This window comes from Candidatus Dormiibacterota bacterium (assembly GCA_036495095.1).
Classification (GTDB): Bacteria; Chloroflexota; Dormibacteria; order Aeolococcales; family Aeolococcaceae; genus CF-96.
Window position 1 is genome coordinate 1 of record DASXNK010000204.1, and the last position, 18,764, is coordinate 18,764.

Genomic DNA, 18,764 nt, shown 5'->3' on the forward strand with positions numbered 1-18,764 from the left:
TGCCGCGTGAGCGGCTCGGCCGCCTCCCTGTCGGACAGGCCGCCGGTGGCGCGCGGGTCGAAGTCGTCCGCGACCGAGACCTTCCTGCCCGGCCTGACCCGGAGCGGCCGGATGATCCGGCGCAGGGTCGCGTGTCCCTCCTCCGCCATGTGTCCAGGGTAGCCGGCGGTGAAGCGGGTTCACACTGGCCCGGGAGCGCCCCTCCCTGACCGGGGCCGGGGCTCAGCGTCCGATGACGGTGATCCGCACCAGGGGACGCGGCTCGGGGCGGGGCGGCTGCTCGGCCGCCTCGAGACGGTCGACGAGCGCCAGCACCACCTCGATGGCCTCGTAGGAGAGCCCGAGGTCGCGGCGCAGGCGCCGGATCCGGCGCACCCGGCGCAGGTCGGCCTCGGTGGGGCCGCCCTCACCGAGGAGGAGCAGCCCGTTGGCCGCGTAGGTCTGCAGCTCGCGGCGCCGCACCCCGCGGCGCCCGTTCCCGTCAGCGGCCGGCATGGCTTCCCTCCCGGCTCTCCCGCAGCGCTTCGGCGAGGGCCCGCGCCTCCGGGGGCACCGGCACCGGCAGTCGCACGTCGACCTCGGCGACGAGGTCGCCACTGCCGCCGCCCTTCAGATGGGGCATCCCCAGGCCGCGCAGCCGCAGCTTCGCGCCGTTCTGGGTGCCCGGGGGGATGGTCAGCTGCACCCGCGTGCCCCTCGGCGTGGGCACCTGGACCTCGCCGCCGAGCAGAGCGACGTCGAGCGGCACCTCCACCCGGGTGTACAGGTTGTCGCCCTCGCGCCGGAAGCGGGGGTGGGGGAGGACGTGCACGCGCACGAGGATGTCCCCGGCCGCGCCACCCTGCGCGCCCGGCCCCCCCTGGCCGGCGGCGCGCACCAGGGCACCGTCGGTGATGCCCGCGGGGATGCGGATCTGCACCCGGCGGGTGCCGGCGTCGCCGGCGATCTCCAGGGTGCGGGTGGTCCCGTTGTAGGCCTCCTCGAGGGAGATGTCGATCTCCGCCTCGAGGTCGGACCCGCGCCGCGGCCGGGGCGTCCGGGTGCCGCCGCGCGCGCCTCCGCCCTCGGCTCCGGCTCCGCGGCCGCGGAACATGCCGTTGAAGAAGTCGGAGAAGGGCTCGCTGTCGCCGAACAGGTCCTCGAGGTCCTCCTGGGACATCGAGCGGTACTCGAACTGGGGCTCGGCCTGGCCGCCGCGGAAGGGCTGCCCGTAGCCCTGCCGGTCGCCGCCGAAGGGGCCGGAACCCGGTTGGGCGCCGGGGCGCCCCGCCTTCTCCCAGGCGTCGATCTCCTCCCAGCGCTCGCCGTGGGCGTCGTACTTCTTCCGCTTGTCCGGGTCACTGAGGACCTCGTTGGCCTCGTTGATCTCCTTGAAGCGCGCCTCCGCGGCCGCGTCCCCGGGATTGACGTCGGGGTGGTGCTTGCGGGCGAGCTTTCGGAAGGCGGCCTTGATCTCCTTCGGGGTCGCGCTCTTCGAGACCCCCAGTGTCGAGTAGTAGTCCTTGAACGTCGTCGCCATCGCTGTCGAGGTACCCGCGTTCCCCGCCTCCGAAACTCGTTCCACCGGCGGTCGAAACGCGTCGCCACCCGGATTGCAAGCTTGCAGCCGGACGCACGTTGTGCAGAGGGGGGAATTTTGACGTCCCCCGTTCTACGATAGGACCATGACGACTGACGACCCCGCAGCCGCCGCGCTGCACCGCCTCGAGCAGGCGATGGACACCGCGAACGACCTCATCGGCGAGCTGATCCGCAGGCTCCCCGATGGCGGCCGGCCGCGGCTCCGCGTGATGAGCGGCCGCCGGGAGGGGACCGTCACTGCCTCCGACGAGGCGGCGCCACGGCTTCGCATCGTGGGTGACGCGTCCGACGGCTGACCGGCGGACCCGAGTTCCGGCCGGTTCCGGCGGATACGTCCCTGCCCGAGATCGCCCTCAGGGCTCCTCGGAGGCCCGGATCGCCTCGACCGCCGCGGTGGCGGCGATGCTCGCCGCCTCGTCCGCGATCGCCGCGTAGCGGCCGGCCTCGTCGGCATCGGCGGCGGCCAGCGCCCGGTCGGCGGCGATCTCGGCGTCGGCGGCGGCGCCGGCGGCGGCCCAGGCGGCCCGGTCGGCGGCGCCGGCGGCCTCGTTCAGCCACTCCTCGTCACCGGCGAGGGCTGCCGCCTCGGCGACCTCGTCCGCGCTCTGTCCCGCGGCCATGGCGGCGGTCGCCGCCTCCTCGGCCGCCTGGACGGCAACCACGACCGGGGTGGTGGGGAGCTCGTCGCTCGTGCCTGGCATCGCGGCGCACCTCGTGATCTTCACGTAGGCTTCATATCATATGATATTATGCCTATCAGATACATCGCCCTGCGCGGTGGGTGGAGAGGGGGGCGTGCGCGCCCGGTCCACGGCCTGCCACGGCCGCACCCGCCGCCAGGCTCAGGAGGTGGATCCGTGACGCTGCTGCTGGTGCTCCTCATCGCCCTGCTCGCCTTCACCCTGTTCGGAGGCGGCGGGTACACGTATCGCCGGTACTACGGGCCCGGGCCCGGCGGCATGGTGGTCGACGACCGGAGCGGGGGCGGGGGCGGCGCCGTGCTGGCCATCGCCGTCATCGCGCTGCTGCTCCTCTTCCTCCTCTACGGCGGCTACAACTGGTTCGGCTGGTTCGGCGACCACGTCACCGTCAACGTCCACTGAGCGCTCGACCGGGCCCAGCGCCGCCCGGGGGGCCTCGGAGGGCCGGAAGCCCTCCAGGCCTCGGGGGGCGGCCAGGGCCCGCCGCGCCTCGCCGGCGTCGCGGAGGAGCCGCTCGACGTCGAGCCCGAGGCGGCGGGGGCGGAAGGGCTCCAGCCGGGAGATGCCGCGATCGAGCAGGTTCAGCGCCCCGCGGAGGTTGCCCCGGGAGGCGTGATGGAGGCCCACCCCCACCTGGAGCAGCCCCTGGTAGAGCCGCCGCACCTCGCCCGGCTCGGCCCGCCAGGCGTCCTCGAGCACCTCGTGCGCCTCGAACCAGCGCCCCTCGTTGAAGAGGCGCACCCCCTCGACGAGCAGGGGTGGGGGAGGGGCCGGGTCGCCGCCCCGGTCCACGCCTAGGACTCCGAGCTCGCTGGGTCACGCTCCCAGGCGAGGCCGGCGGCGAGCACGGTCTCGTCCTGCGGGGCGATCAGCTGCAGGTTGCCGATGGCGAGCCCGGCCCAGCCGATGAGGTTGATCCAGCGCAGCCAGGCGGAGAAGGGGATGCGCACCGCGAGCTCGTCGGTGTCCTCGGGGGGCAGGTCGGTGACGAAGCACGGGCTGACGTACAGGTCGACCTCGGGCTGGTAACGGCGCCACTCCCCGATCGCGGCGTAGGCGGCGGCGACCTCGGCGGGATCGCGCCGCTGGGCGAGCTCCAGCTTGGTCCTGATGTTGTCGCCGTACTCGCCGGCCCGCGACGGGAAGGTGGCGCGATGCGAGTTCGCGGCCTCCGCGAAGAAGAGTGGCCAGGTGTTCGCCGCCGGCTCGGGCACGGTTGCGGCCACCACCCGGGCACCCAGCCGCTGGAGTCTGGCCACCCACTGCTCGGCGGTGTCGCTGGCCTCGGGGATGCGGCCGTCGCCCACCGACGGAGGCCGGGTGAGGACGCCGACCGTGAGCCCCGCGAGTCGCGGCTGCGGCGCCGGCCGCCCGCCGAGGACCGACCACATCAGCGCGACGTCGGCGACGCTGCGCGCCATCGGCCCCACGGTGTCGAGGGTGGGGCAGAGCGGAAAGATGCCGTCCATCGGCAGCGTGCCCCAGCGGGTCTTGAGGCCGACGGTGTCGCAGCACGCCGAGGGCAGGCGGATGGAGCAGCCGGTGTCGGTGCCCAGCGCCAGCTCGCACATCCCCGCCGCCAGCGCCGCGGCGTTGCCGCTCGAGGAGCCGCCGGTGGTCAGGCCGGGGTGGGCGGGGTTGTGGACGGTGCCGTACCACGGGTTGGCGCCGAGCACCCCCCAGGCGTACTCGGTGAGGTTGGTCTTGCCGATCAGCACCGCCCCGGCGTCGAGCAGGCGCTGGGCGGCGGTGGCGGTGCGGTCGGGCACGTGGTCGGCGTGGATCCGCGAGCCGTAGGTGGTGCGCACACCGGCGGTGTCGACGAGGTCCTTGATCACCAGGGTGCGGCCGGCGAGGGGTCCGGGGTGCGGCTCCGCCGGGGGGTCCACCCGGGTGATGATGGCGTTGAGCGGGTCGCGGTTCACCGCGGCAACGGTAGCAAGGTCGGGTCGGACCACCCCGGGGGCGGGTTGTGGCTTTAGTTTAGAATGAACCGTGTCATCTGAATGGACGGAGGCTGGAAGCCCGTGCCCTCCACCCAGGTCCACGCCGGCATCGACCACCAGGCGTACCGGCACATCCTCGGCCACTTCCTCAGCGGGGTCGCCATCGTCACCGGCATCGGCGACTCCGGGCCCGCCGGGCTGGCGGTGAACTCGTTCACCGCGGTGTCGCTCGAGCCGCCGCTGGTCGCATTCTTCCCCGCGACACGCTCGACCTCGTGGCCGCGCATCCGCGCCGCCGGGCGCTTCTGCGTGAACATCCTCGGCCACGACCAGGAGGACGTGTGCCGGCGGTTCGCGATGAGCGGGGTCGACAAGTTCGCCGGCCTGGGGTGGAGCGCCGCGCCGTCGGGGGCTCCGCTGCTGGCCGGTTCGCTGGCGTGGATCGACTGCGTGCTGGAGAGTGAGCATCCCGCCGGCGACCACACCCTGGTGCTCGGTCGGGTGACGGCGTTGGAGGCCCGGGACGACGCGGAGCATCCGCTCGCCTTCTATCGGGGTGGCTACGGGCGGTTCCGGCCGGGGGCGTAGGTCACGCTGTCCCGAGCTACAGTCCGAGCTCCCTGGCCCGGCGGGCGAACTCCGACTTGGAACGGGCCCCCGCCTTCGCGTAGACGTTCGCCAGGTGCCCGTGGACGGTGCGCTCGCTGATGAAGAGCTGGCCGGCGATCTCCCGGGCGGTGAGCCGCTGCGCCGCAAGGCCGGCCACCTCGCGCTCGCGCGGGGTCATCGCTCCCGGACCCAGCACCGCGCCGGCGAGGCGCCGGCCGCGGCCGCCGAGCTCGCGCATCGCCTCGAGGGTGCGGTCGCGCCGCCAGGTCGCATGGCAGGCCTCGAAATCGGCACCGGCCTCGCGGAGGGCGGCGAGCGCGGCGGTGCGATCGGAGCCGCAGAGGCTGCGTCCGAGCACGTCGCTGGCGCGGCCCCGGAGCAGCCGGTAGCCGCCCGGGGCGAGCAGGTCGCGAGCCCGGCGCGCCGGCTCGGTGGCGGCCTCGGCGCGCCGGGCGGCGAGCGCGCTCCAGCCGGTCGCGATGCCCGCCAGCGCGTGGTGGAGATCGCAGTCCATCTGCTCCGCGAGCTCGCCGAGGGCGCTGGCGGCCTGCTCGGCATCGGCGGCCTCGCCGAGTCCGGCGGCGAGCTCGGCGAGGTCGGCCAGGCAGATGCCGGCGAAGGGTCGCGCCTCCATCGCCACCAGCGCGGCGGCGGCGTCACGGAGGTGGCCGAGGGCCTCGTCGCAGCGCCCCTCCCGCCAGCAGACCACCGCCCGGGCATGCACGCAGAGCTCGCGGCAGAAGAGCCACTCGCGGTCGAAGGTCGAGGTCGCCATCGAGAGGAAGTCGCGGGCCTGGTCGGCGAGCCCCATCTCGGCGGCGGCGAGGGTGGCGAAGATCGCGCCCGAGCCGCGACGCCGGTCGAGCACGCCCGGGTTCCAGGCGAGCACGTCCTGCATCGCCGCCACCGCGGCGGGCAGGTCGCCGGACAGCCAGTGCACCGACGCCTGCAGCTCCAGCACGTTGCCCTCGCGCCAGCTGGGGTTGCAGGACTTGGCCTCGTCGAAGGCGGCCAGCGCCTCCTCGACGCGGCCCGAGTAGCCGAGCAGCCAGCCGAGCGACATCAGGCCCCAGGTGAGCCGGTACAGCTTGGCGTCCTCGCGGGCGAGGGCGATGCTGCGCCGCAGCGCCTCCTCCGCCTGCCCGAAGCGGCCGCGGTAGAAGGCGGCGATGCCGGTCACCCCCACCGCGTGGAGGGTGGCGGAGCGGTCGCCCACCGCCTCGGCGTCCGCGAGCACCCGCCGCGCCCCCTCCTCGAGCGCGGGCAGGTCGCCGCGGTTGCCCAGGGTGTAGGCGAGCTCGAGCGCGGCGAGCAGGGCGTTGGGGCGGTCGCCGGCCTCCTCGAACAGCGCCAGCGCCGCGGTGCAGGCCTCCTCCGCCTGGTCGAGCTCGCCGGTGCCGAACGAGAGGAAGCTGCTCAGCCGCGACTTCACCGCGGCGCGCCGGCCCAGGTCGGCGGTGCCCTCGAGGAGCGCATCCATGGCGCGCAGGGCCCGGATCCCCGCCGGGGCGCCGGCGCCGGCGCGATGGTCGACCACCCACTCGGCCGGCCAGGAGAGGGCGCCGGCGACGTCGAGCCAGCGGCGGTCGCCGTGGGGGAGGAGCTCCACGAGCACGCCGAGCACGGTGAGCCCCTCGTGGAAGGCGCCGCGGTCCTCGGTCTCGCGGAAGGCCTCGCAGAGCACCTCGACGGCCTCGGCGTCACCCACCTCGGCGGAGCGGGCGAAGTGCGAGGCGGCCTCGCCGAGCCGCCCCGTCGAGAGCAGCACCCGGCCGACGTGGCGGTGGAGCACCCGCCGCTGGGCGCCGCCGATGTCGGCGTAGATCACCTCCTGCATCAGCGGATGGGCGATCTCGTAGGTGAGCTTCCGCCCCTGCTCCTCCTCGATGACCAGCCGCGAGCGGGTGAGCCGCTGCAGCACCGGCCCGACCTGCTCGAGCGGGCGGCCGGCGAGCTGGAGCAGCTCGGCGAGGTCGACCCGGCCGCCGGCCACGGCGAGCACCTCGAGGATCGCCTGCTGCTCGTCGGTGAGGCCGCGCACCTGGGCGCTCACCCGCTCGGCGAGCCCGCCCGGGATCGAGCGCAGCCGCGGCCGGGAGAGGTCGTCCCCCTTGTCGAGGAGCTCCTGGAGCAGGCCCAGGGCGAACAGCGGGTTGCCCCGGGAGCGCCGGATCAGCCAGTCGACCAGGGCGCGCGACGGCGGGGTGTGGAGCACCGCCTCGGCGAGCTCGTGGACCATCGCGTCCTCGAGCGGGGCGACGGTGAGGCGGCGCAGCACCCCCTCCTGCTCGAGGTCGTGGAGCACCCGGGTGGCCACCGGCTGCTCGGCGAGCTCGCCCGGCCGCGCCGAGGCGATCACCAGCACCCGGCTGCGGGGCAGGCTCCCGGCGAGGTAGTGGAGGGCGCCCACCGAGGAGGGATCGGCAAGGTGGAGGTCGTCGAGGACGACGACGACCGGCGACCGCGCCGCCAGGTTGCCGAGCAGCACGGCGAGGCCCTCGAGCAGCCGTGAGCGCGGCGGCTGCCGTGGGGGGATCGATCCGCGCACCGCGGAGGCGCGGCGGAGCAGGCCGGCGAGGTCGTCGACGTGGCCGCCGCAGAGCTGCGCCACCTCCTCGGCGGGCAGGCCGCGGAGGTGGTGCTCGAGCGCCTCGGCCCAGAGCGAGAAGGAGGCGGTGGCGCCGAGCGCGTGGGCGCGGGCGCTGAGCCCGACGACCCCCCGCCGGTTGGTCTCACGGACCTCGGCGGCGAGGCGGGTCTTGCCCACCCCGGGCTCGCCGATGAGGAGGATGCAGCGAAAATCCCCGTCGGCGGAGCGGCGCAGCTCCGCATCGAGGTCGGCGAGCTCGGCGGCACGGCCGACGAGCCTCGTCCTCCAGGGCACCCGGATCACCGACCTCATCCCTCGACAGATGGTAGGCCCCGGCGCGCCGCTGCGCGCCGGGACCCACCAGCCGGACCGGGCCGACCTCCTCCGTCAGTGCCAGTCGCGCATGTGGTTGCGGATGTCGTCGGTGAGCGACGAGCCGTCGTAGTACTTCTCGTAGAAGGCCTCGTCGACGTGGTGGATGACCGCGCCGAAGTTGCACTGCATGGGGTTGAAGGTGACCGGGCAGCGACCGTAGTTCTCGACGCAGTAGTCGATGTAGGCGGCCATCGCCTCCTGGGCCCAGTCCGAGATCTGCACCGCCGGATGGTTGACCAGGTCGCGAACGGTCTCGGGCTTGAAGGGGCCCTTGTGCTGCAGCATCCAGTTGTCGTCGCCCTTGGAGAGCAGCCGCCCCGGGGCGTACTTGTCGTCCATCATCGCCTTGACCAGGGTCTCGCCGTTCGGGTACCGCGGCGAGGGGCAGTAGGTCGACTCGATGACACCCTCGATGCCGCGCACGGTCACCGCGCCGCAGGCCATCGGTGCCTTGGTGTTGGGCGGCTCGGTGAACATGCCCAGGCCCTTGGCCACGCCCGGATAGGCGCCCATCAGCACATCGTCGAAGAAGCCGCAGAAGATCCAGTTGCCCAGGCCCATGGCCTCGGCGGCGAGGCGCATGTTCTGCACGTACGAGCCGGGGACGTAGGTCTCGACCTGGAAGAAGAACTGCTCGATCTGGCTGATGGTGACCGGGAACTCGAGCTTGCCCTCGCCCACCCACTGGGCCACTCCGGCGGGCTGCTGGGTCTTGTCGTCGGTGTAGAACAGGTGCCAGGCGTCGAACAGGTTCAGCATCGCGCTGAAGTAGAGCCAGCCCACGTCGGTGATCGGCAGGAACCAGGTGGTGCCGGGGCGGTTGACGTTGTACTGGTAGGGGCCGAAGAGCGAGGCGTTGGGGGCGCCGGGCACCCGGGTCATCCAGTCGACGTCGGGCCGGTGGTCGAGGATCTGCACGCAGCCCTCGCGGTACCAGCGCAGCACCTTGCCGTAGTCCTCCTCGCCCTCGATCTCGACCATCTTCTCGCGCTCGTGGCCGGGTCGGTAGAGGAAGACGCCCTCGTCCTTGATGATCAGCAGGTCGTGGGCGAAGGAGTTGCCGGGGGCGCCGGCGGTGCGACCCGAGATCGTCGAGAGCTCGTGGAAGCCGCCGGTGGTGGCGATGTCCCAGTGGACCATGCCGTTGGGGCCGCAGGCCGCCCAGGCGATGATCGCCTCCTCGACCTCGGTCAGCGGCATCACCGGGTGCTCGGATGCGAAGGCGAGCGGACCCTTGGGCTGGTGCAGGGTGTGACCGGTGGCGCCGTGGACCTCCGTCGCCCCGCTCTCGATGTGGTAGCCGCGCGCGACCCGGCGGCTGCGCAGGGTCGAGAGCAGGCTCGGGACGGTGCGGGTCTTCTCGAAGAACGCCTTGAGCTGGCGCTGCTCCTCCGCTGTGGGGGCGGGCGCGGCGTTGATGACGGCCATGTGCTCCTCCTCGCTCGCAGGCTGGGACGGCCGCCCGTCGGCGAACCGGCGAGGAGGCGAGAGTACGTGGTGAACCGCGGTTCGGTCCTGCGTAAAAACTACGTGTTCGTCTACGTGTTCGGCGAGCAGGGCTTGACGGCGGGCTGCCGGATTTCTACGGTCGCCACGACGGGGTCCCAGCGGCGGCCGGTGCGGGTGAGGAGGCGGAGGATGGCGAGAGCGCAGGGGCCTGTCGAGGAGGTCATCCGCCGCCGCGTCGCCGAGCACCCCGACGCCACCTGGCTGCTCTGGAAGGACACCGAGTACCGGTGGCGCGACGTGCTCTCCAACGCGCTGCGCGCCGCCAACGGCCTGCTCGAGCTGGGGGTGCGCCCCGGTGAGCGGGTCGCCATCCTGATGGGCAACCGCCCCGAGTTCCTCTGGGCGCACCTCGGCATCATCCTCATCGGCGCCCACTCGGTGCCGGTGAACATCTCCCAGCGCGGCGCCACCCTGCAGCACATCCTCGCCGACTGCGAGGCGGTGGCCGCGATCCTCCAGGACGACCTGCGCGACGCGCTGCTCGCGGTCCGCGAGGGCTGCCCGGAGCTCCGCCGCACCGTGGTCGTCGACGGCCGCACCGGCGGCGGCATCGACTGGGACTTCGACCGGCTGATGGCCGCCCCCGACAGCGAGCCCGACGTCGACCTCGCCGAGCCCAGCGGCGGGGTCGGGATGCTCTACACCTCGGGCACCACCGGCCCCCCCAAGGGGGTGGTGGCGACCAACTACGACACCTCGCCGCTGGGGATCCTGCTCGGCGCCTCGGGGGTGAGGCCCGGCGACACCATGTACACGCCGCTGCCGCTCTTCCACGGCAACGCGCTGCTGGTCTCGGCGATCGGCTCGATGATGATCGACGCCCGCCTCGCCCTCGGCGAGCGCTTCAGCGCCTCGCGCTTCTGGGACGAGTGCCGCCGCTACAACGCGGTGGAGTTCAACAGCCTCGGCGGGATGATCTCGATCCTGCTCAAGCAGCCGCCCCGGCCCGGCGACGCCGACAACCCGGTGCGCACCGTGCTCAGCGCCGGCTGCCCGGCCGACCGCTGGGAGGAGTTCGAGAAGCGCTTCGGGGTGCGCATCATCGAGTGGTTCGGGATGGTGGACGCCCCCGGCATCCTGATGAACGACGAGGGCAGGGTCGGCTCCATCGGCAGGGCCAAGGCGGGGGTGGAGTACCGGGTCGTCGACGACGACGACGAGCCGCTGCCGCCGCACCACGTCGGCGAGCTGGTCTTCCGCCACCCCAAGGGCCGGATGACCTACTACCACCGCATGCCGGAGGCCACCGACCAGGCCTACCGGGGGGGCTGGTTCCACTCCGGCGACCTCGCCGAGTACGACGACGACGGGTTCTTCTACTACCGCGGCCGCAAGAAGGAGTCGATGCGCCGCCTCGGCGAGAACATCTCCGCGTGGGAGATCGAGTCGGTGCTGAACCAGCACCCCGCGGTGCTGGAGAGCGCCGCCTGCGCGGTGAGCTCCGAGCTCGGCGAGGACGAGGTCAAGGTGTGCATCGTCCCCCAGCCCGGCGCCCATCCCACCCCCGAGGAGATCGTCGACTTCTGCAGCGGCCGGATGGCGTACTACGCCATCCCCCGCTATGTCGAGCTCGTCGAGTCGCTGCCCAAGACGGAGACCCAGCGGATCCAGTACGGCATCCTCCGCCAGCGCGGCATCACCCCTGGGACCTGGGATCGTCAGCAGGCCGGGCACACGGTCGAGCGCCGGTGACCACCCACTCGAGGAGCGCGCCCCATGGCTGATGCCCTGATCGCCGGCGCTGCGATGACTCGGTTCGGGAAGTTTCCCTCCTCGACGATCCGCTCACTCGCCGAGGAGGCGGTGGCGGAGGCGCTGCGCGACGCGGGCATCGGCCCGGAGGCCGTGCAGATGGCCTTCTTCTCCAACGCCACCGCCGGCATCCTCACCGGCCAGGAGATGATCCGGGGGCAGGTCGCGCTGCGTCACACCGGGCTGCTGGGCATCCCCATCGTCAACGTCGAGAACGCCTGTGCCTCGGCCTCCACCGCCTTCCACCTGGCCTGCATGGCGGTGCGCTCGGGAGACGTCGACGTCGCCATCGCGGTCGGCTCCGAGAAGCTCACCCACGAGGACAGGCAGCGCTCCTTCGCGGCGATCGGCACCGCCGTGGACATGCTCCAGCTGGAGGAGCTCAAGGAGCGGATGCGGGCCTCCCAGCCGGTGGCTGCGGTCGCCGCGGGGGCGTCGCCGGGGGTGGTGCAGGCGGAGGCGGTCGACGGCAACCGCTCGTTCTTCATGGACATCTATGCGTCGATGACCCGCGCCTACATGGAGCGCAGCGGCGCCTCGGTGCGCGACCTCGCCGAGGTGGCGGTGAAGAGCCATCGCAACGCCGCCCTCAACCCCAAGGCGCAGTTCCGCACCGAGGTGAGCGTCGAGGAGGTGCTCGCCAGCCGCGAGATCTCCCCGCCGCTGACGCTGCTGATGTGCTCGCCGATCGGCGACGGCGCCGCCGCCGTGGTGGTGTGCTCGGAGGAGTACGCGCGCCGCCACGGCGGGGCGGCGGTGCGGGTGCGTGCCTGCGCCCTGGTGTCGGGCACCGACCGCTCCCCCGGCGAGCCGGGTGCGGTCGAGCGGGCGGCGGAGCGGGCGTACGCGGATGCCGGCCTCGGCCCCGAGGATCTCGACGTCGCCGAGGTGCACGACGCCGCCGCGCCGGCCGAGCTGATCTGCTACGAGGAGCTCGGCCTCTGCGCCGCGGGAGAGGGCCCGCAGCTTCTCTCCTCCGGCACCACCGCGCTCGGCGGCCGGCTCCCGGTCAACCCCAGCGGTGGGCTGCTGAGCAAGGGCCATCCGATCGGCGCCACCGGGTGCGGACAGCTGGTCGAGATCGTCGACCAGCTGCGGGGGCGGTGTGGGGCACGGCAGGTGGAGGGCGCACGCGTCGCCCTCGCGGAGAACGGCGGCGGCTTCCTCGGCACCGATGCGGCCGCCATGGTGGTGACCATCCTCTCGAGCTGAGGGGTTCAGACAGGAGCAGGGCGCGCCGGGACGCGCACAGGGAGACGGCATGGAGTTCAAGCAGGTTGTCGGTCTTCGCAGGTCCATCCGCTACTACCAGCCGTACCGGCCGGTCGAGCGGGAGAAGATCCAGACCATCCTCGAGGCCGCCCGCCTCTGCTCGCAGGCGGTCAACTCGGCGTGGTCGAGAGCCATCGTCGTCTACCGCGACGACCTCTCCGAGGAGGATCGCGAGGCGCTCAAGATCCCGACCACCACCGCGCAGCTGGACATGGCGCCGGTGTGGATCTTCTGGTATGGGGACATGAGCGCCCCCTCGCTGGGCAAGAGGACGCTCAAGGAGCTGGTCGACATCGGCGCCCTCAACCCCAGTCACGGCTGGAGCCACAGCTACGTCGACGACGTGATCTGGCCGCAGGTGCTGCAGCCGATCGCCGCCAACCCCTCCGCGCTGCTGGCGCTCACCGGGGTCGAGGCCGGGCTGGCCATCTGCCAGGCCCTGCTCGCGGCCGTGGACCTGGGGCTGGGCACCCAGCTCGTCGCCGTCAACCAGGCGAGGGCCACCGAGATCCTCGGCGTCCCCGAGCACCTGGTGCCCCTGGTGGTCCAGCTGGTGGGCTACTCGGCCGAGGATCGCGAGGCGGGAGGGCAGCGGCCGCGCCAGCCCTTCGAGGAGCTGTACTTCGAGGGACACTACGGCACTCCCTTCGAGCGCGACGAGGCCGTCGTCGACAGCCTCAAGAAGGACGGCATGATCATGAAGCAGGGTCCGTTCAAGTGGCGGCACGACGAGGTGCGTGCCCTGGCCCGCCAGTTCGGACTGCCTGAGTGACCATGACCTCCGAGCTCGGCGCCGAGTTCAGCCTTCCAGCGGACCTGGGCGAGATGCCCACCGTGCGCCACTGGGTGGAGGCGCAGGCCCGGCACTGGAACCGCGCTCAGGGCGAAGCCGAGATGAAGCGCAAGCTCGACACCCTGCGCGCCTTCTGCGAGACCAACCGGGTCGATCCGGACACGCTGGTGAAGAGCCTGTTCCGCCCCACCCCCGAGGGTCCGCGGATCCGGCTGAAGCAGCGCCGGCTGGTCGTCGAGCAGATCACCGCGTTCGAGGCGGTGGCACGCGAGACCCAGGACGTGCGCCACGCCCGCGATGCGGGCAACGTGGTGCGCAGCTTCCTCATCCACAACGGCGTGGCCATGACCGCGCCGATCATCCGCTAGAGCGGAGGCATCCGCGAGGGCCGCGCCGGGGCGCGGCCCTCGCGGTCCACCCAGACGTGACAGCGATGCTGCGGGCGCGGGGGCTGGTCATCCGGTACGGCCCCCGCACCGCGGTCGGGGGCGTCGACCTCGAGCTGCGCGAGCACGAGGTCCTCGGCCTGCTCGGTCCCAACGGCGCCGGCAAGTCGACCCTGCTCCGCCGGCTCGCGGGCCTGCTCCGCGCCCAGGCGGGCAGCGTCGAGCTGGACGGCGCCGATCCCCTCCACGACGTCGGCGCGCGGGCGCGGATCGGCTACCTCCCCGAGGACCCGCCGCTCTACGCCGAGGACACCGCGCTCCAGTACGTCGTGTACCTGGCGGCGCTGGCGGGGCTGCCCCGGAAGCGGCGCGCTGCGGCGGCCCGAGCCGCGCTCGAGCGGGTGGGGGCGGCGGCGCTGGAGCGGCGGCTCTGCGGGCGCCTCTCCAAGGGCCAGCGCCAGCGGGTGGCGATGGCCGCGGCGATCGTCCACCGGCCCGACGTGCTGCTCCTCGACGAGCCCTCCGAGGGCCTCGACCCGCGCCAGATGGTCGGCCTGCGCAGTCTCCTGGGCGAGCTGCGGACGACCACCTCGATCATCCTCTCCACCCACCTCCTCGCCGAGGCGCAGAGCGCCTGCGACCGGGTGGTGGTGCTCGACCAGGGCCGGATCGCCCTGGAGCGGCCGCTGCGGACCGAGGCTGCCGGGCACCGGGTCAGGGTGGTCGCCCACGGGGTGAAGCCGGGCCAGCTCAACGATGCGCTGCTCGCCGTCCCCGGGGTGCGCCGGGTGGAGCGTGGGGTGTGCACGGTGGACGGCCCGGCGGTGTCGGAGGCGATCGCCGCCGCGGTCTGCGCGCGGGGCTGGCGGTTGCGGCTGCTCGCCCCGGTGGCCGACGACCTCGAGGCCGCCTTCCTCGCCGCCGTCACCCAGGCGCCCGCGCCGCCACCGGGGGAGCGGCGATGAGGGGAGCGCTCCGCGTCGCCCGTCGGGAGCTGCGGGCCGCGCTGGTCACGCCGGCGACGTATGCGGTCGCGGTGGCGTTCCTGGCGCTCACCGGGATCACCTTCCTCCTCGTCACCGACGGCTCCCGGGAGGCGGGCCTGCGCCTCTGGTTCCCCAACCTGGGCTTCGTGCTGCTCGTCACCGCACCGATCCTCACCAGCCGGCTGGTGGCCGACGAGTGGCGCAGCCGCCACCTCGACGTGCTCCTCAGCCGGCCGGTGTCCGCGGCCGGCGTGGTCGTCGGCAAGTGGCTCGCGGCCACCGCGGTGATGCTCGGGCTGCTGGTTCCCACCCTCGCCTACGCCGCCTTCCTCGCCGCCTGGGGGAGGCCGGACTGGCCGCCGATCGTCGCCTCGTACCTGGGGGCGGCGCTCACCGTCGGCTTCTTCTGCGCCGTCGGCACCATGACCAGCGCACTCACCGCGACCGCGGTGGTGGCCGGGCTGACCGGCTTCGCCGTGCTCGTCGCCCTGCAGCTCGCCGCCGGCGTCGACGCGCTGCGCCCGCTGTCCTTCCAGCCCCGCCTCGAGAGCTTCGCCCGCGGCGTGCCCGAGCTCGGCGACCTCGTGTACCTCGTGTCCGGCACGGTGACCGCCCTGCTGGTGGCGGGGCTCGGGCAGCGGCTGCGCCGCCGGCTGCTGGAGCGGGGGAGGGCGCTGCTGGTCCCGACGGTGGCGCTCGGCGCCGCGGTCGCGGTGAACCTCGTCCCGATCCCGGCGCAGGCCCACTGGGACCTCACCGCCGCCGGCCGCTACACCCTCTCCCGCGCCTCCGCGGAGGTGCTCCAGCGGCTCACGGTGCCGGCGCGGGTCAGCGCCTTCGAGCCCAGCGGGTCCAGCGATGCCGGCGACGCCCGGATCCTCCTCGACCAGTTCGCCCGGGCCAGCCCGCGGATCAGCTACCGGGTGCTCGACCTCTCCCGCAGCCGGGGCGAGGCGCTGCGCCTCGGGGTGCGCGACGACGGGCAGGTCGCGGTGGAGGTGGGCGGCCGCAGGGAGGTGGTCTCACCGCTGACCGAGCTCACCCTGACCAGCGCCCTGCAGCGGCTCGCCCGCGGCCGCCCCCAGCAGGTCTGCGCCCTCGCCGGCCACGGCGAGCGCGAGCTCGACGACACCAGCCCCGCCGGCTACGACGCCGCCCGCACCCTGCTCGAGAACAGCGCCGTCGACACCGCCCGACTCGACCTCACCGTCGCCGACCGGGTGCCGCCGCAGTGCACCGTGCTGGCGATGATCGACCCGCGCTCGGCGCCGCTGCCGCGCGAGGTGCAGATCATCGGCGACTGGATGGCCCGCAGCGGCCGGATGCTGATCGCCCGCGAGCCCAACGGCCCCAACCTGGATCCCCTCACCACGCCCTGGGGCCTGAGGCTGCTCCCCGGCCTGGTCTTCGACCCCGCGCGCGGGCTCGCCGGCGACCCCACCTCGGTGCTGGTGAACAGCTTCCCCACCGAGTCGCCGGTGGCGAGGGAGGTCACCGGAGCCCTCTTCGTCACCACCGGCGGGGTGACCACCGCGGCCAGCGAGGACACCGGCCTCTCGGTCGCCCGGGTGGCGCAGTCGAGCGACACCTCCTACCTGCACCTCGACCCCGGGAGCACCGCCCAGCAGCCGGGCGACCGGCGCGGCCCGGTGGTCATCGCCGGCGCCGCCGACCGCTCCATGGTGCAGCCCGGCGGCGAGACCCGGGTGCCCAGCGGGGGGCCGAGCATCGCCCGCACCCGGCTGCTGGTGGTGGCCGACGCCGAGTGGGCGAGCAACGAGTTCCTCGGCGAGCTGGACAACCGGCGGCTGTTCACCAACGGCGTGAACTGGCTCGCCGGCGAGGAGGACGTCGTCGCCGTGGGTGGCGAGAACCCCGACCTCCGCCGGCTCGTGCTCACCCCGGCGCGCCGCACCCTGATGGGCGCGGTGGCGATCGGCGGCCTCCCCGGCCTGGCCGTGCTCGCCGGCGGCCTGGTCTGGCTCCGCCGGCGGGGACGCTGAGCGGCTACGGAATCCCGTAGACGTGGACGTCGGGCTGCTCGGCGTCGTCCCCGGGCGGCACCTCGCCGATCGGGTCGGCGACCCGGCGCAGACCGTCCGGGTCGGGGGGATGGGCGAGGTACAGCCAGCCCTCGGCGTCGCGGGCGACCATGTCGCCGGTGCGCAGCCAGCCGTCGCGCAGCCGGCGCGCAGCGGCGGCGGGGTTCCGCCAGTAGCGGAGCCGTGCTCGGCCGCCCACCGGGCGGAGCACCAGCTCGCCCACCTGGCCGGCGGCCACGGGACGGCCGTCGCCGTCGACCACCTCCATCTCGAGCAGGCCATCGGGGGGCTTTCCGAAGGAGCCCACCGGGCCGACGCCGACCGGGTTGCAGGCGAACCCGCCCTCCATGCTGCCATACCACTCCAGCACCTTCACCCCGAAGCGCTCCTCGAAGGGGTGCCAGATCTCCCGGGGCATCCCCGCGCTCACCACCAACCGCACCGAGTGGCCGCGGTCGCGCGGCGAGCTGGGCTCGCTGTACACCGCGGTGGCGAGCTCGCCGAGGTTCGTCCAGGTGGTGACGCCGTGGGCGATGCAGACGTCCCACAGCCGCGCCGGGCTGACCCGGCGGGAGATCACCGTGTGGGCGACCACGCCCCAGATCGCCGGCAGCACGGTGGTGATCAGGGCGTTGCCGCGGGTCAGCGACAGTCCCGTGTAGGGCACGTCCGTGGAGCGGTAGCCGAGCAGCTCCGGGAGGCGGCGGTAGAGCAGCAGCCGCTCGTGGGCGATCTCGACGGCGTCGGGCTCGGCCCCCGCCCCGTACACCAGCAGCCAGGGCTCGGCGAGATCGGTGACCTGCTCTGCGACCGCGGGCGCCCCGGGGACCTCGACCGCCTCGTCGACCAGCGGCCAGTCCCGGGCCGGGTCGAGCCCCAGGGCGCGCCCCTCCGGGGTGGAGGCCACCCAGGTGCGGAGGCCGCCGGCGCGGATCGTCGCGGCCACCCGCTCGTCCGCCACCACCGTGTCGGCGGCGACCAGCGCGGCGCACCCGGCGAAGCGCAGGCAATGGGCGAGGCGGTCGCCGCGGGTGTCCGGGTCGATGGGGACGGTGGGCAGCGCCAGGCGGGCGTTGGCGACCAGCGCGTAGACGAACTCGGGGTGGTTGCCGGTCATCACCGCCACCCGATCGCCACGGCGCAGCCCGGCGTGGTGGAGCAGCCCGGCGAGCCCGGCGCCCCGCACCGCCAGCTGCCCGGCGGTCACCCGCTCGACCGCCGGGCCGCCGTCCTCGAAGACGAGCAGGAGGCGCCCGGGATCGCGCTGCGCCTCGGCCTCCACCACCCGGCTGAGGACGGCGGCATCGAGGTTCGCGACGGCGACGCTCACGGGACCCACTGTGCTCAGGCCGGGACGGCGACCCGCCCGGCGCGAGCCGCCAGCCGCTCGACGTAGAGCTGGCCGGCGCGCTCGATGGAGCGGCGGAAGCGCAGCGCGTTGAACACCTGGGCACCGGCCAGCCCGGGGAGGATGTACCGCCACGTGAACTCGAGCGCGGTCGACCCCTGGCGGCCGGCGAGGTGGTAGCGGTGCCAGGAGGTGCCGCACTCGCGGGTCGGCCAGGTCCAGACCTGGGAGGTCTCGAACCAGAGCCCGCCGCGCTCGCGGCCGTGGTCCTTCAGGTACTCGTCGACGCTCACCGTCGCGGCGGCGGCGCCGGGGGCACGGATGCCCACCTCGAAGCCGAGCCCGCCGCCGTCGCCGTGCACGCCGCGCGCGCCGGGGAAGCAGAGCCGGGCCTCGCCCGACCGGCACCACCGAACCGCCTCGTCCAGCGGACGGGGGATGGTGGCGCGGGCCCTGATGGTGGTGAGCATCGCCGCCCTCCTCGCGGGATCCGCCGCCTCAGCGGCGCACCTCCGCACGCTCCGGGGAGGCGACGCCGCGCACCTCGGTGGTGGGCTCGGGAAGCAGCGCCGCCTCCAGCAGCCGGCTGAGGTACTCGACCCGCTCGCGGAGCTGGTCGCTGGTCGACTCCACCTCGGCGAGACGGTCGAGCACCGCCCGGTCGTCCTGCGAGCGGATCACCACCATCCCGAGGCCGCCGAGCAGCAGCGCGCCGACGCCGCCGAGGAGGATGTAGGGCATCTGGATGGCGACGTAGATCTCGTCGCGGATTGCCACGTAGCCGGCGACGAGCGCCACCACCGCGGCGGTCACCAGGGCGCCGCCGATGAGCTGCCGGCTGTGCTCGCGTGCGAATCGCTGCATGTCTCTGTCC

18 protein-coding genes and 1 pseudogene are annotated in these 18,764 nt (G+C 73.9%); 9 read left to right on the forward strand and 10 right to left on the reverse strand.

The window, feature by feature from the left end:
• Positions 1–222 precede the first annotated feature (222 nt).
• Both VGL20_20750 and VGL20_20755 read right to left on the reverse strand, forming a co-directional pair.
• Positions 223–495 (reverse strand): chaperone modulator CbpM, encoded by a 273-nt coding sequence (locus tag VGL20_20750; GenBank protein ID HEY2706119.1) that lies wholly within the window; start codon positions 493–495, stop codon positions 223–225.
• The gene (locus VGL20_20755) at positions 482–1,519 is read right to left on the reverse strand and encodes a J domain-containing protein (protein ID HEY2706120.1); all 1,038 of its coding nucleotides are present in this window, start codon (positions 1,517–1,519) and stop codon (positions 482–484) included. Before VGL20_20755 ends, VGL20_20750 begins: the two co-directional genes overlap by 14 nt.
• Before the next feature lie 145 nt (positions 1,520–1,664).
• Here VGL20_20755 and VGL20_20760 point away from each other — a divergent pair, with 145 nt between their 5' ends.
• A complete protein-coding gene (locus tag VGL20_20760; protein ID HEY2706121.1) occupies positions 1,665–1,877 on the forward strand; it encodes a hypothetical protein in 213 nt (70 codons plus the stop codon).
• A gap of 57 nt (positions 1,878–1,934) precedes the next feature.
• On the opposite strand, the gene VGL20_20765 is transcribed toward VGL20_20760, so the two are convergent.
• Positions 1,935–2,282, reverse strand: coding sequence for a hypothetical protein (locus VGL20_20765; protein HEY2706122.1), 348 nt, complete (start codon positions 2,280–2,282; stop codon positions 1,935–1,937).
• Between the two features lie 156 nt (positions 2,283–2,438).
• Here VGL20_20765 and VGL20_20770 point away from each other — a divergent pair, with 156 nt between their 5' ends.
• A complete protein-coding gene (locus tag VGL20_20770) occupies positions 2,439–2,684 on the forward strand; it encodes a hypothetical protein (protein HEY2706123.1) in 246 nt (81 codons plus the stop codon).
• Positions 2,685–2,870: 186 nt separating this feature from the next.
• Here the strand turns inward: VGL20_20770 and VGL20_20775 are convergent.
• A pseudogene (locus tag VGL20_20775) lies at positions 2,871–3,074 on the reverse strand (DUF309 domain-containing protein).
• A gap of 2 nt (positions 3,075–3,076) precedes the next feature.
• Positions 3,077–4,207 carry an amidase gene (locus tag VGL20_20780; protein ID HEY2706124.1) on the reverse strand — a complete coding sequence of 377 codons (1,131 nt, stop codon included), beginning with the start codon at positions 4,205–4,207 and terminating at the stop codon, positions 3,077–3,079.
• A 102-nt stretch (positions 4,208–4,309) separates the two neighbouring features.
• Here VGL20_20780 and VGL20_20785 point away from each other — a divergent pair, with 102 nt between their 5' ends.
• Positions 4,310–4,816 carry a flavin reductase family protein gene (locus VGL20_20785; protein ID HEY2706125.1) on the forward strand — a complete coding sequence of 169 codons (507 nt, stop codon included), beginning with the start codon at positions 4,310–4,312 and terminating at the stop codon, positions 4,814–4,816.
• Between the two features lie 16 nt (positions 4,817–4,832).
• Here VGL20_20785 and VGL20_20790 read toward each other — a convergent pair whose 3' ends face one another.
• Together VGL20_20790 and VGL20_20795 are read right to left on the reverse strand one after the other, a co-directional pair.
• Positions 4,833–7,739, reverse strand: coding sequence for an AAA family ATPase (locus VGL20_20790; GenBank protein ID HEY2706126.1), 2,907 nt, complete (start codon positions 7,737–7,739; stop codon positions 4,833–4,835).
• 75 nt (positions 7,740–7,814) lie between these two features.
• Positions 7,815–9,230, reverse strand: coding sequence for a hypothetical protein (locus VGL20_20795; protein ID HEY2706127.1), 1,416 nt, complete (start codon positions 9,228–9,230; stop codon positions 7,815–7,817).
• Positions 9,231–9,299: 69 nt separating this feature from the next.
• On the opposite strand from VGL20_20795, the gene VGL20_20800 reads away from it, so the two are divergent.
• The 6 genes from VGL20_20800 (at position 9,300) to VGL20_20825 (ending at position 16,503) form a co-directional block, all read left to right on the forward strand.
• Positions 9,300–11,003: an AMP-binding protein gene (locus tag VGL20_20800; GenBank protein ID HEY2706128.1), complete on the forward strand. Its 1,704-nt coding sequence runs from the start codon at positions 9,300–9,302 to the stop codon at positions 11,001–11,003.
• Positions 11,004–11,027: 24 nt separating this feature from the next.
• The gene (locus VGL20_20805; GenBank protein HEY2706129.1) at positions 11,028–12,275 is read left to right on the forward strand and encodes a thiolase family protein; all 1,248 of its coding nucleotides are present in this window, start codon (positions 11,028–11,030) and stop codon (positions 12,273–12,275) included.
• 49 nt (positions 12,276–12,324) lie between these two features.
• Positions 12,325–13,107, forward strand: coding sequence for a nitroreductase family protein (locus tag VGL20_20810; GenBank protein ID HEY2706130.1), 783 nt, complete (start codon positions 12,325–12,327; stop codon positions 13,105–13,107).
• Between the two features lie 2 nt (positions 13,108–13,109).
• Entirely contained in the window at positions 13,110–13,496 is a 387-nt protein-coding gene (locus tag VGL20_20815; GenBank protein HEY2706131.1) for a hypothetical protein, read from the forward strand.
• 65 nt (positions 13,497–13,561) lie between these two features.
• Positions 13,562–14,479 carry an ABC transporter ATP-binding protein gene (locus tag VGL20_20820; protein ID HEY2706132.1) on the forward strand — a complete coding sequence of 306 codons (918 nt, stop codon included), beginning with the start codon at positions 13,562–13,564 and terminating at the stop codon, positions 14,477–14,479.
• Positions 14,476–16,503: a DUF4350 domain-containing protein gene (locus VGL20_20825; GenBank protein ID HEY2706133.1), complete on the forward strand. Its 2,028-nt coding sequence runs from the start codon at positions 14,476–14,478 to the stop codon at positions 16,501–16,503. Before VGL20_20820 ends, VGL20_20825 begins: the two co-directional genes overlap by 4 nt.
• Before the next feature lie 4 nt (positions 16,504–16,507).
• Here the strand turns inward: VGL20_20825 and VGL20_20830 are convergent, their stop codons facing one another.
• Genes VGL20_20830 through VGL20_20840 form a run of 3 tightly spaced genes read right to left on the reverse strand, consistent with a single transcriptional unit; the run spans position 16,508 to position 18,754 of the window.
• Entirely contained in the window at positions 16,508–17,872 is a 1,365-nt protein-coding gene (locus VGL20_20830; GenBank protein HEY2706134.1) for an AMP-binding protein, read from the reverse strand.
• A gap of 14 nt (positions 17,873–17,886) precedes the next feature.
• Positions 17,887–18,360, reverse strand: coding sequence for a hypothetical protein (locus tag VGL20_20835; GenBank protein ID HEY2706135.1), 474 nt, complete (start codon positions 18,358–18,360; stop codon positions 17,887–17,889).
• A 28-nt stretch (positions 18,361–18,388) separates the two neighbouring features.
• Entirely contained in the window at positions 18,389–18,754 is a 366-nt protein-coding gene (locus tag VGL20_20840) for a hypothetical protein (protein ID HEY2706136.1), read from the reverse strand.
• Positions 18,755–18,764: the final 10 nt, after the last annotated feature.